The organism is Flavobacterium piscinae, from assembly GCF_004122145.1.
GTDB lineage: Bacteria > Bacteroidota > Bacteroidia > Flavobacteriales > Flavobacteriaceae > Flavobacterium > Flavobacterium piscinae.
On the sequence record NZ_SBKQ01000005.1, the window covers coordinates 124527 to 137907 of the forward strand.

The 13381-nt window shown below is 29.4% G+C and carries 12 protein-coding genes; 2 read left to right on the forward strand and 10 right to left on the reverse strand.

The window, feature by feature from the left end; genetic code table 11:
• Window positions 1-2 precede the first annotated feature (2 nt).
• Together EQG68_RS06090 and EQG68_RS06095 are read right to left on the reverse strand one after the other, a co-directional pair.
• Window positions 3-860: a glycoside hydrolase family 25 protein gene (locus EQG68_RS06090; RefSeq protein WP_129463903.1), complete on the reverse strand. Its 858-nt coding sequence runs from the start codon at window positions 858-860 to the stop codon at window positions 3-5.
• Between the two features lie 21 nt (window positions 861-881).
• Window positions 882-1613, reverse strand: coding sequence for a CDP-alcohol phosphatidyltransferase family protein (locus EQG68_RS06095; protein ID WP_129463904.1), 732 nt, complete (start codon window positions 1611-1613; stop codon window positions 882-884).
• A 181-nt stretch (window positions 1614-1794) separates the two neighbouring features.
• Here EQG68_RS06095 and EQG68_RS06100 point away from each other — a divergent pair, with 181 nt between their 5' ends.
• Window positions 1795-2862 (forward strand): putative type IX sorting system protein PorV2, encoded by a 1068-nt coding sequence (locus EQG68_RS06100; RefSeq protein ID WP_449404219.1) that lies wholly within the window; start codon window positions 1795-1797, stop codon window positions 2860-2862.
• Between the two features lie 5 nt (window positions 2863-2867).
• Entirely contained in the window at window positions 2868-3980 is a 1113-nt protein-coding gene (locus tag EQG68_RS06105) for a lipoprotein N-acyltransferase Lnb domain-containing protein (RefSeq protein WP_129463905.1), read from the forward strand.
• On the opposite strand, the gene EQG68_RS06110 is transcribed toward EQG68_RS06105, so the two are convergent.
• From EQG68_RS06110 to EQG68_RS06145, 8 genes are all read right to left on the reverse strand, one after another.
• Window positions 3981-5375 (reverse strand): exopolysaccharide biosynthesis polyprenyl glycosylphosphotransferase, encoded by a 1395-nt coding sequence (locus EQG68_RS06110; protein WP_129463906.1) that lies wholly within the window; start codon window positions 5373-5375, stop codon window positions 3981-3983.
• 57 nt (window positions 5376-5432) lie between these two features.
• Complete coding sequence (locus EQG68_RS06115; RefSeq protein ID WP_129463907.1) at window positions 5433-6449, reverse strand: glycosyltransferase family 4 protein; 1017 nt, start codon at window positions 6447-6449, stop codon at window positions 5433-5435.
• Window positions 6450-6460: 11 nt separating this feature from the next.
• On the reverse strand, window positions 6461-7876 hold the full coding sequence (locus EQG68_RS06120) for a DUF6056 family protein (RefSeq protein ID WP_129463908.1): 1416 nt from the start codon (window positions 7874-7876) through the stop codon (window positions 6461-6463).
• Window positions 7869-8828: a glycosyltransferase family 2 protein gene (locus tag EQG68_RS06125; protein ID WP_222845201.1), complete on the reverse strand. Its 960-nt coding sequence runs from the start codon at window positions 8826-8828 to the stop codon at window positions 7869-7871. Before EQG68_RS06125 ends, EQG68_RS06120 begins: the two co-directional genes overlap by 8 nt.
• Window positions 8829-8919: 91 nt before the next feature.
• On the reverse strand, window positions 8920-10278 hold the full coding sequence (locus EQG68_RS06130) for an O-antigen ligase family protein (protein ID WP_129463909.1): 1359 nt from the start codon (window positions 10276-10278) through the stop codon (window positions 8920-8922).
• 6 nt (window positions 10279-10284) lie between these two features.
• On the reverse strand, window positions 10285-11418 hold the full coding sequence (locus tag EQG68_RS06135) for a glycosyltransferase (RefSeq protein WP_129463910.1): 1134 nt from the start codon (window positions 11416-11418) through the stop codon (window positions 10285-10287).
• A complete protein-coding gene (locus EQG68_RS06140) occupies window positions 11415-12503 on the reverse strand; it encodes a glycosyltransferase family 4 protein (protein WP_129463911.1) in 1089 nt (362 codons plus the stop codon). The genes EQG68_RS06135 and EQG68_RS06140 overlap by 4 nt, the downstream gene beginning before the upstream one ends.
• Window positions 12500-13303, reverse strand: coding sequence for an FkbM family methyltransferase (locus EQG68_RS06145; protein WP_129463912.1), 804 nt, complete (start codon window positions 13301-13303; stop codon window positions 12500-12502). The genes EQG68_RS06140 and EQG68_RS06145 overlap by 4 nt, the downstream gene beginning before the upstream one ends.
• Window positions 13304-13381: the final 78 nt, after the last annotated feature.

Here is a 13381-nt window from a genome sequence, read left to right on the forward strand (position 1 = left end):
TTCTACTGCAGGAGCATATAATTCAACATTTTAGGCGTTCCATTATAAATATTGATGTCAACCGGTCCCTCAATTCCGAGCACTGTTCCTTTTTCCGTGAATTGCCAAATAGTCCAATGGTCTTTGATATCTTCCACAAAAAAATTATAATTGGCAATCCAAAAAGTATACCCTTTGAACTCTTTTTCAAGAAAATCATTATAATAACTTTCTCCCGAATAAATAATGGGTTTGACGTTGTAATGATTTTCCACTTTGGTCAACCAACGTTTCAACCCTACTTTCAAACTGTCAATGGATTGGGTTTTAGGTAAATTTTCAATATCTAAAACAGGTGGAAAATCCCCTTTTTGGAGCTTTACTGTTTTGATGAAATTAGTGGCTTGTTGAATTGAATTTTCATTCGGCCGATAGTAATGATAGGCCCCTCGAACAAAACCATTTTCTTTAGCCTTTGTCCAATTTTGTTTAAAGCGGCCATCTACTTTGTCTTTTCCGGCTGTTGCTCTGATGAAAACAAATTTCAATTGAAAAGTGTCTTCTACTGTTTTGGTTTCTTGCCAATTAATTTTTCCTTGGTATTCAGAGACATCAAAACCAAAAACTTTCTTCTTGTGGCGTTTTAAAACCTGAAAAATTCGAGCTTCTTCCACTTTGGACGCATTGTAGTTTTCAATCGCATGTTTAGAACGAAAACTAAAATAATAAGCTAGAGCATCTCGGTAATGATAAGCAGTAATTCCTATGATTAGTAGAATGAAAAAGGTAATGGTAAAACTGATAATCCAACCCGAAAAAAATGATTTTTTCTTTGTTGAACGCCTTTTAGTCGTCGGTTTTTGTTTGGTTTGCTTTGCCATAAAGAAAGAAAGACAAAACGACTAAGTAGTCATTTTATTTTGAATGACAGACATCAAAACATAAAGTAGAATAATTAAAGGCAAGGCAACAATTTGCAATACCAACAACAAAACGACTGATAAAATTAAGAATAGTATTTGGAATTTATTGTTTTGCCATGAAAAGCTCTTCATTTTCAGTGAGAAAAGTGGTATTTCAGCATTTAAGATATAGGCACTAAAAATAGCAATACCTATTAATAGATAAGGATTGCTTAGGATACTATATAAAACTTCAAATTGCGTGTGATTCATGATTACGGGAATACTCATTATTAACAAAGCATTGGCGGGCGTAGGTAATCCAATAAAAGAATCGGTTTGACGCGTATCGATATTAAATTTTGCTAAACGATAGCAGGAACCCAAGGTGATGATAAATCCGGCTAATGGTAAAATATGGTTCATCGGAAAATAAGCATCCAAAACTGAAATTCCTTCATTTTGGTATTTGAATATCAATTGAAACATAGTAAAGCCAGGCACTACACCACTCGTTATCATATCGGCCAATGAATCCAATTGAACACCAAGCGGACTTTGCACTTTAAAAATTCTAGCAAAAAAACCATCAAAAAAGTCAAAAAATATACCTAAACAAACAAAGAAAAAAGCCAATTCGAAATTGTTTCTTGCCACAAATACCAAAGCGATACACCCTGATAACAAGTTAAGTAATGTAATGAAATTAGGAATTTTTGCTTTTATATTCATCTTTTGAGGTTTGATAACAAATTTAATACAATAAGTGAGAAACAAGTGCGTTTTTTAATTGATATTTTTAGTCAACTATTTTGATTGTTTTTTATTTCATAAAATCATAGAAAGAGACAAGCTAAAAATTCCTATTTTTGAAAAAAAATTGCCTTTTGCTGTTTGAAAATAAAATTTTGCTTTGAAAAAAAATCTTTTTTTTGCTTTACTTCTGATTCCGTTTTTGGCGAACAGTCAGGCTGTGCGAAAATATTCAAATGAATTTATGAGTATCGGTGTGGATGCTGCTGCTTTGGGCATGTCTAATGCCGTTACTGCAAGTACAGCAGATGTAAATTCAGGTTACTGGAATCCGGCAGGATTGGTTTTTTTGGAAGACAGTCAAGGAGCGTTGATGCACGCTAGTTATTTTGCCAACATTGCCCAATATGATTATGCCGCTTTTGCGATGCCAATTGATGACCGCAGTGCATGGGGAATTTCTTTAATTCGTTTTGGAGTGGACGATATCTTAAACACAACCCAACTCATTGACAGTGAAGGTAATATTGACTACAACCGAATTAGTAAATTTTCTACTGCCGATTATGGAGCTACTTTTTCCTATGCCAGGAGTTTACAAGTTCCGGGTTGGCAATATGGGGTGAATGCCAAAGTAATTCGAAGAATTATAGGTGATTTTGCTAATTCTTGGGGGTTTGGATTAGATGTTGGCATTCAATTTGAACGTAACAATTGGAAAGTAGGATTAATGGTTCGAGATATTACGACCACCTATAATATTTGGAACATAGATGAAGAAGAATTTGAAAAAATTTCCGATGCCATTCCGGGTGAAAATCAAGATTTACCGGAAAGTACAGAAATTACTTTACCCAAAGCTCAATTGGGAATTTCAAGAAAATTTGAATACCGTTATGATTATTCGATTTTAGCTGCGTTTAATTTGAATATGCAGTTTTTCAAGACCAACGATATTATTGCATCAGACTTTGTGAGTATAGATCCTGCATTAGGGTTTGAATTTGGCTATACTGACTTAGTTTTTCTTCGTGCCGGAGTCGGAAATTTTCAGAATGTAATGCAAATTGACAATACTGAAAAAATTGGATTTCAACCTAACATTGGATTAGGATTTAAATATAAAGGCATTCAAGTAGATTATGCTCTAACGGACATTGGCGACCAAAGTGCCGCATTATATTCCAATATTTTTTCTGTAAAAGTAGATTTAGGAATTTTTAGATAAATTGTATGAAAGTAAAATTACAATTTCTTCTTTTATTGTTCTGCAGTTTTTTGAGTTTTGCTCAAAATTATCCTTTGTCTTCCGAAGCAAAAATCAGTGTCTTAACTTGTGGCAGTGGTGAAGAGCTACATTCCATTTTTGGTCACACGGCCATCCGAATTCAGGATCAGAAACAGGGTATTGATATCGTATATAATTATGGCATGTTTGATTTTAACACGCCCAATTTTTATTTAAAATTTGTAAAAGGTGATTTATACTATTATGTAGCCAAAGGGTCATTTGAACACTTTATGTATTCTTATCGGATGGAAAACAGAAGTGTTTATGAACAAGAATTAAACTTTTCATCAGCACAAAAACAACAATTATTTGATGAATTAGAAAAATCATTATATTCGGAAGAACGGTTTTATCTCTATAAATTTATAGATAAAAATTGTACCACTATGGTAGTTGACAAAATCAACAAACAATTAAAACAACCGAGTATTGTAAAAATTGGCAATACAACTCAGAGTTATCGTCATGTATTGAATCCGTTTATGGATAAACTTTTTTATCAAAAATTGGGAATCAATATCATGTTTGGCTATCGAACAGATCAACCTGCAGAACAACTCTTTCTTCCGATAGAACTACTAAAGAGTTTAGAAGTTACAAAAACTAATCAACTACCTTTTGCTCAAAAAACAAAAGTGTTATTTGAAAAAGATAATTCAATTTCAACTAAATCGTGGTGGAATTCAATTTATACGTTTATTTTATTCTTGGTAATGCTATTTATTACTAATCAAAATAAAATCTACTTGCCTTTTTTAGTGCTTTTAGGTGTTTTGGGAATTTTTCTTTCTACCGTTGGTTTTTATTCATTACACAGAGAGGTTTCTCAAAATTACAACGTGTTACTTTTTAATCCTTTTTTGATTGGACTTGTCATCACTTTTATTAAGAAAAATGCAGTGTGGTTTAATCGATTGTTTTATTTTATTCTTTTTTGTTTTTCGGTATACTTGCTTTTCATCTTCAATAAAGCTCATTTATTTTTAATGCTTCCACTATTGATTTTAGAAATATTAATTCTGTTAAAACTAAAAGCAAGACTTAAACAATTGTAATTATTGTCCGCGATAAAACAGAATCGTACTCAACGTTTTAATCATAATGTTAATATCCAAAAAAATACTTCTGTGCTTGATGTAGTATAAATCATATTGAAGCTTAATCAAACTGTCATCAATTGAGTCTCCATAGGAATAATTTACTTGAGCCCAACCTGTAAGTCCGGGTTTAACAACGTGTCTTGTTTGATAAAAAGGCATAACCTCTGCAATTTCATTCACAAAAACAGGACGTTCCGGTCTTGGACCAATAACTGCCATTTCACCCAAAAGAATATTGATAAACTGAGGGAATTCATCAATTCTACTTTTTCGTAGAAATTTACCAAAAGGGGTAATTCTTGCATCATTTGTTGTCGCAAAAACGGCTCCGGCCGATTCAGCATTTTTAACCATCGTTCTGAATTTCAATATTCGGAATTCTTCACCATTTTTTCCGACGCGTATCTGCGTGTAAAAAAGATTGCCTTTGTTTCCAATAAGATTCCCAATCAAAATAAGGGGAAGTAAAATCAAACCTAAAGTTATCCCGGTTAATGCAATTACAATTTCAAAAAAACGAACAAAAAGGAGATAAAGTTGATTTTGATTGCTTCGGCTAAAAGGAAAATATTTATAAAAATCTCTTGCTACAAATTGAACCGGAATACGTTGGGTTAAACTTTCATATACTTGCGTATATTCTCGAATGATATAGCCATTTTCTAACAATAATAATAATTTGTTGTATAATTCAACCGTAATATCTTCTGTTCTTTGCGTTGCGATAACTATTTCGGATATTGAGTTTTTGGATACAAATTTTTGTAGATTTTCAACAGACAATATGGACACAGCCTTGTTAAAAATCTTGATATCAGCATTTTCATCAGTGTTTACAAAAGCAATAATATTGTAATGTGGGTCGATACTTTTTAATCCGGATATTAATTCATCTGCCAATTCTTTTTCAGAAATAAGAATAACTTTTTTTTCAAAACGGTGTGAGGCTAAATATTTTTGATAGAACATTCGCCATAAAAACAATGCTAAAAAAATAGCTAAAAAGAAGTAAACAATTTGAATCCTATTACTTGGTAGAGTTGGTGTAAAAAAAGGAGTTAAAAGATAAAATAATACGGTTGAGGAGGAAGTCAAAATTATACTCCTTATCACTTGAAATTGATTACTGGCCACTTGAAGGTTATACATTTCAAAGACAGAACCAACAATTAAAACGTAGACCCCTAGAACTAGGGTCCAATAAAAATTTGAAGGTGTAATGGAAAAATAATCAAACTTAAAAATTATGCCTACAATATAAAGCATAAACAATACAAACAAGACGTCGAAAACCCTGAGAAGAATTTTTCTCTCCGAAACTTCAAAATGAATTTTCTTCTTACCTTTCATTCTATCTGATTGTTGAATTGAGGCTGCAATTTAACAATTTTAAGAAGATTTTTTAAGCTATTTTAATATTTCTTTCCATTGGTTCTTAACAATATGCCAATCAAATTGTTCTGCTAATTTACGACCATTTGCAGCAATTTTTTGAGCCAATTCAGGGTTTTTAATTAACTCAATAATTGCATCAGCCATCGCTTGAACATCTGAATCGTTAACTAAAATTGCAGTTTCCCTATCTTTCACTAAATAGGGAATTCCACCTACATTTGTTGAAACAACAGGTAAACCAAGTGCTAAAGCTTCGATGAGACTCACCGGAGTATTATCAAAATGGGTAGTATTGATAAAAATATCAAAGTTTTTTGAGAGTTCGATCCATTCTTCTTTTGAGAGTTTTCCGGTGAAGGTGACGTTTACTTGTAAAGAAACAGCATACTGATTTAACTCAATAATTTTAACCTCTTTTTCTTGCCCTACCATGCACAACTCAGCATCCAAAAAATCAGTTTTTAATTTAGCCAAAACATCAATAGCCATTTTTGGATTATATATTGAGGATAGGGATCTAACCCATAAAATCTTGGGTGCTATGTTTATTTTTTTATGAAAATTATAATTACTAATCTCTATTGTGTTTGGGATAAGTTTTAGATTTTTATAGAAGCTGTGCTCTTTAAAAACGTCAAAAAGATATTTAGAAGGAGCTATATTGTATAGAGAATTTGAAAAAATTAGTTTAGAAACATAAGGAGATGAAGCTAATCTATTTGGTAAATCTCCCCCCCTTAAAATGGGAATATAAGGTTTATTAAAAAATCTACAGATTTGACTGACCATAAAGGCATACCAAAAATTATTTGTGCTGTAAGTGTCTATTAAAACGTAATCAATTTTACGAACATTATATAAGGTTGAAAAAAACATGTCTAAAAATCGAAGAATCTTGTTTTTTTTTGAAGAAGAATAATATAATGTATAATTTTCTTTTTCTAGTAAAGTCCCTAGTGTTTCAATGGATGTTGCTGAATAACCGTGTTTTAAAAGCTTATTCCCAATGTAAAGAAGAATCGGTTTCATAAAAATAAATCTTATTGAGTTTGATCAACAGAAAGTTCAATTCTTTTAATCTTAAAATATTTTTCCCATTCACTATTTACTAGTCGATTTTCACCTGGCCAACGATAAGGAAGGATTAAGGGTTTCTTTTTAATAGGATTTACAAAAACCGTATCTAATTTACTATTATTTAACATTTCATAAGTTTGAAGTACTTGATTATGATAAGAACTTGCTTTACCAGAAGTTATATCAACATAAGCATTCATAATATTTGAATTGTGAGAAAGTGTAATTATAAGTAAAGGCAATAAAACTAACAAAATCTTTTTGGTGGAAAGCATCATGTTAATCTCTGAAAGTAATTTTATTTTTTTAATTGTCATTAATATTAATAGGGAGGCAAATAGTATAAAAATAAAGAAAATTGGGGTGTAGGCTCTTTGAGGAATCCAGTTAGTTGTATAAATACTGGGAAAAAAACCAGTAAACAAAACACCAAGTAGAAAAACTGAACCAGAAATTAAATAAATCTTCTGTGTTCTTATAAACAAAAATAATTTGTTAATTCCATCAACATTAAAAGTATAACTTTTTGGCAAGCAAAGTAAAATTACAAATAAAGACGAAAGCCAAAAAAACATTACAAAAATAGATCTTGATAAAGAATGTAGGGAAGATTTTAAGAAATGAAAATCAGATTTTTCAAATAAACTTCCTCTTCCAAAATTGCCAGGAGCGGTAATCATTAAAAATGAAACAAATATGGCTATTAAAAAAATCGGAGTGAATCGATTGAAATAATTTTTATTTTTTAATAATATTAAAACCAAAATAAAGTTTACAAAATTCATATAAACCACAATTACTTCATTACATCCAAGCACTATAAATAGACTAATTAGTGCTAGAACCTGATTTTTAAATATTGAAAGTTTAGAATCATTTTTAAATAAATTTATTAAAGAGCTTAGGTATAATAGAAAAAATATAACTGGTAACTGATAGGTATATGCACCCGCCACCCAGTAAAAAGTTTCTCCAAAGTCAGGCACATAATTGAAATAAAAAAAGAACAAAATACAAAAAAGTAAAGTAGGGTTTATTAAAAGATTAAAAAAAACTACAACATTTTTTATAAAATGATTTAGAGCAAAAGCAAAACCACTAATTAATAATAATGGATGCACAAAGGATAAATTAAAATAACCAAAAGAAATTGGATTTAAAGTTGAAATTGCTGCGGATGCAATGTATCTTCCCGACCATTCATAATAAAATTTTAATTGTGTTTTCCAAAATCCATTTGTTCTAAAGCTCTCAGCATACCAAAAATCATCTCCTAATGGGACATTGTAAAAGGACAATACTATAAAAGGAAAGATAGTATAGATGAATATAAAAAAACTTAAAAATTGAAGTGGATTTAATCGAATAGCTTTATACATCAGGATTTTTTTCTGAGTTTGAATTAATGTAATCATTGACAAAATAAATTGGTCTTTTCTTAGTTTCTGAAAAAACAATCCCAAGATATTCGCCTAATACACCTATTGATAATAATTGAAGTCCGCCAAGCAATAAAATAGCAGACATCATTGAAGGATAACCTGCAACAGGGTCTCCGAAGAATATGGCCTTAATAACAACTTTTAATAAAAACGCAAATGATGCTAAAGAAATAATTAAGCCTGTTACTGAAATTATTCGCAAAGGCTTCATAGAAAATGCAGTTATACCTCTGATTGCTAAATTAATTAACTTAAAATAATTCCATTTAGTTTTACCTGCAATCCTTTCGTTACGTTCATAATAGATTGCCTTTTTTTTGAAACCAATGAACGAAAAAAGACCTTTCATATTTCGTTCATTTTCTCCTAGTCGTCTTAATGCCTGGATTGCTTTAAAACTCAACATTCTAAAATCACCTGTATCTTTTTGGATTGGAACAGAGGACATAATTGCTAAAATGCGGTAAAATAGAAATGAAGTTGTTTTTTTTAACCAACTTTCCCCTTTTCTGGAAGTTCGCTGGGCATAAACATCATCGTAACCATTTTCAATTTCTTTAACCATTATTGGAAGTAATTCTGGATTGTCTTGCAAATCAGCATCTATAATTACCAAAGTATCACCTTTCATATAATCTAAGCCGGCAGTCATAGCAATCTCTTTCCCATAATTTCTAGACAAATCAACAATTGAAATTCTTGAATCACTTTGTTGAATTTTCACAATTAATTCGAGTGTTTTGTCAAAACTCCCATCATTTATAAATAAAAATTCGCATTTACATGTTAATAATTTACTTACCTTATCTAACTGAAGATAAAGCTTGTTTATGCATTCTTCCTCATTGTAAACAGGAATCATGATTGTTAGTAATTTAATTTTATTCATAACTTAGGTTATAATTTGGCAGAAAAATATAATGAGGAAAAAAAATTTAAAGCATACATTCAAAAGTATAAACAAAAAACCAAAGAAAAAATCAACTGTATTTTTTTTTGATAAATTCATTGTCGTGAAGGTAGGATAATAGTGCAGACATAACTAATAAAAACATTCCTAATGTGGCAAATAATGGTCTATATATATACAAATGTTCTCCAAAAAAAAGTGTAATTAACATTGACAGCGTTAAGCCTTTCATAGCCAATTCATTACCGCTATTTCTTTTGAAAGAAATTAAGAAATATTGTATCAACCAACCAAAATAAAGTACAAATCCTACAAGACCGAGTTCTTTGATCGTTGTTAAATACATATTATGAGCTGCAATCTTTCTGGTGATTCTATTATTGAATCCTAATCCAAATGGAATGATTTCAGGGTTTCGTAAAATATAATTCAAATAACCTAATGATATGTTATCTCTACCTGCCCCTAAGTCTTCGTACAATTTACCAACATTTGCATTTTCAAAGTCTTCTTCATTTTCAATTTTATTGACTACCCTTTTATTAATTACTTCGTCAATTTTTGCATAGAGTAGTTCATTTGACAAGATTAAAAAAGAAAAAAATGACCCAATAATTACAGCGAAAAAAATAAATCTTGTGGTTTTAAAGAAAGCAAAAAAAGACAAGAAAACCAAAATCCCCACATAACTTGTTCTCGAACCTGAGACTAACAATACATAGAGATTAAAAATCAAAACTACGATTAGTAATGTTTTGTTTACACCTGATTTTCTATTTGATAATAAGCCGATTGAAAATACCGCCATCATTAAAGCATACATTCCAGAAACAATTTTATTAGGTCCCAAGGTACCGGATAAAAATCCTGAATAGCTAAACTTATAAGCACTACTCCATAAAAAGGGAATAATATTAAAATTTTGTAATATTATTATTGTACATGAAAGTGCTGAAAGTAATAATATAAAATAAACAAATATTTTTAATTTATTCTTATTAAAACTAATTACAAAAAACATTAATGAAGTTACAAAGAATACCCACAAATGATAAAGGTATAATACAGATTGAAGAAAATCACTAAGTCTATTTTTAAAAACACTAAAGAAGAAAGTAACCAATATTGTCAACGAGCACCATACGACAAAATAATAAAACCATTTAAAAGCATTATTCTTATTAATAATATAATAATAAAATTTAAAATTTGTAAAAAAGACATAAAGTACAATTATACCGATTAAATCATATAATCTTAGTTCATTATCACCTTTCACACTATAACTTAGAACAGGAAGATTATAAAAATAAGAAAAAATCATAGTTAAGACTAAAAAAAAATATGAGTTTTTTCGAACCAAAAAAGTGAAATCACTTTTCGGATTAAGCTGATTTAAATGATTATAATAAACTTTTGAAGTTTGCATAAAAAATCAATTAAGTATATGCTGTTCTATTTTTTTTAAATAATTATCAAATGTAAACATTTCAGCTAATTTGACTACATTATTTGACATTAACTTGAGTTTATCTTGGTCTGTTTCCAATACAATATTGAAAAATTTATCATAGGTGCATTTTTTGTTTTTTATATTCCAAACGAATCCATTTTGATCATTAATGTAGTGAGCTATACTACCAACATTAGAAACAATAGGAATCCCTCCATAACAGGCCGCCTCTGCTACAACTTTTGGAAAACCTTCTGCTTTGCTAGGTAAAAGAAAAAAGTGAATTGATTTAAGAATAAGATGAACATATTCTTTGTCTTGAAATCCATGAAAAATAATTTTACCATTTAAATATTCAGCATCTCTTTTGTATTTATCAATTTCATCTCCATCTCCAATTATATGTATGTTTTTAATTTCATCTAAAGGAACATTCTTGAATGATGAAATAATATCTGAAACACCTTTTGCATCATTAACTCTGCCAACAAAACAGAAGTTATAGGGTTTTTGAAAAACTTTTTCCAATGCAATAGTTTTTCCATAACTCACATCTTCTTCTGATAAACAAGGGTTTTCAAAGGAATAACAATGATTGGGTTGATTATTCCAAAATCCATTTATAGTTACTTTACATTTTGCCCAATTTTTTTTTAACCAATATCTTTGAATTCTATTGGCTAAAGGTGGTTTTATTTGCCCCCAATCTCCAGCATACTTAACCCAAAACATAAACTTTCGAGGAATAAAGAATGAAAATATTGGTAATAGAAATAAACCCATTGAAGTAGGTAACCGTAATTGAACCTCTGTTGCTCCAATACAATTTTTATAAACCTTAAAAACTATTATAGGGATGGTTGTAAAAATTAAAAGTTTTGATATAAAGTTTTTCCCTCCAAATGGTGGTATGGGAATAAAGGAAATGTTTTCTTTATTATAGGGTAACGAACTATTTGGAGCTTTAGAATTATATAAACAACCTATGTGAACAACCTCTTCCCAATAATCAGCCAAATAATTTACCTCATTGATTGTAGCTCCCCAACCCACAATGTTTTTGCCATCTTTATAATGTTTAGTATGAGAGATAATAACAAGTTTTTTCCTTCTCATGAGTTTAAAACATTAATATATTTTTTAATAACTTTATTCCATTGAAAATTCTTAGACCAATCCATGGCTTTTCTACTATAATTATCATAGTCCTCCACAATTAATTTAACAGCCTTTAGTATTTCCTCCTCCTCCTCGGGGAAGACTAATACTCCACTAAAATAATTTTTAATTGCATCTACAATACCCGAGTTATTTGAACCTATTGCAGGCAAACCCATTGAATTTGCTTCTAATATAGCAATTCCAAAACCTTCAACATTACCATTTTTCAAAACGCTACTTAACATACAAAACAAATCGCATTCACTTAAAAGTCTATTTTTATCAATTTCTGAAAGTACACCATGAAATGTGATATGTTCTAAAACATTTAATTTCTCAGCTAATTTTTCGAAGTTTTCTTTTTCAGTCGGAATACCTACGCAATGATAATGAATATTAGGATATTCTTTTTTTAACAATGGTAATGCTCTAATAAGATTTTGTTGTCCTTTTCTGTAGGATAGATTTCCAACGCTTACCATTGCTAATCGATTTTTTTGATTAAAAATTTTATTCTTAATTGAAGAATTAAGTTTTATTTCTATACCATTATTTATAACATAAATTTTCAATTTCGGATTAATCTTTAAAGCAATGGATTTAGTAAATGTAGACACAGCAATAATATGATCTACTTTATTTAAACTCCATCTTGTTAAAAATTTTGAAAAATTGCCTCCGGCATTCAATTCTGAACCATGAATAATAGCTATAACTTTTTTTGATTTAAACAAAAATTTTAAAAACCCTCCTGTCCATAAAGAGAACTTTCCTGACAGAAAAATAATTTCAGTATTTCGAGAAATTTTTATAGCTTTTATTATTCTATTTAAATAAGTAAAAATATTACGTCTAATTCTGTTTATTTTAAAATTTTGAACAACATCAAAGGCTAAATCTTCATCAACTTTTCTGTGATTGGTAACAACTGTAACTTCGTAACCTTCTTTTTTTAAATATTTAGACAAAAAAAAAGCATGGTTGCCTATCCCACCTGGTTGAGGTGGAAATTCGGATGTAATTATAACAATATTATTCAATTCTTTTTTACACAAAATATATTATTCGGTAGATCTGAAAACGAATTAAGATCTAAATTCAATAACTCATAATCAAATGTTAACAAAAAATCTAATACTTTTTTATCATCATTTAACTCTACAACTAAAATAGGCTTATGTTTGGCAATGGTTTCTTTTAATCCTTCTAAAACCATGAGTTCATAACCATCTACATCAATTTTAATGAAGTCAGGTATTATATTTCTTTCAGATAAATACGAATCTAATTTAATTTGCTTTATTTCAACGGTATTTATAACTTTATTTCCGGTATTTAATATGTTACTTGTTTGACCATACAGATTTATTGATATATTATCTTCCCTATGACCAACAGCATAATTTTCTAAAGTAATATTTTTTATATTGTTTTTTTTAATACTTTTTTTAAAAGCAGAAAAAATATCGGGATGTGGTTCAAAAGAATAAAAAGTTGATTTTTTACTTAAATTTGATTGAAGAGCAAGACTTATAAAGCCATAATTTGCTCCAACATCTAAAATTACTGGTTCACTAATTTCATTTTTAGTCAACAAGTAAATTGTATTTTTTAATAATTTATTTTCAATGCCTTTTGTTTTTGCTTTGTGAACCACTTTGATTGATGCAAAAAAATAAAATTTACCCTTTTCCCACTTAATTAAGTCGTCAATAATTACATCAACATTATTAGGTCTCAGAATAAAATTTCTAATTGATCTAAGAAATTTGCTTTTACCTAAAAATACAATCATTTTTTGGGGTAAAAAAGTGTAAAAAAATCTGATAATTCTATACATTCCAGAAGTGTTTTTATGAAGAAGGTAATTAAAAATTGTATTAACTAATTTTAACGGCCTCAAGGTTCAATGAGCAAA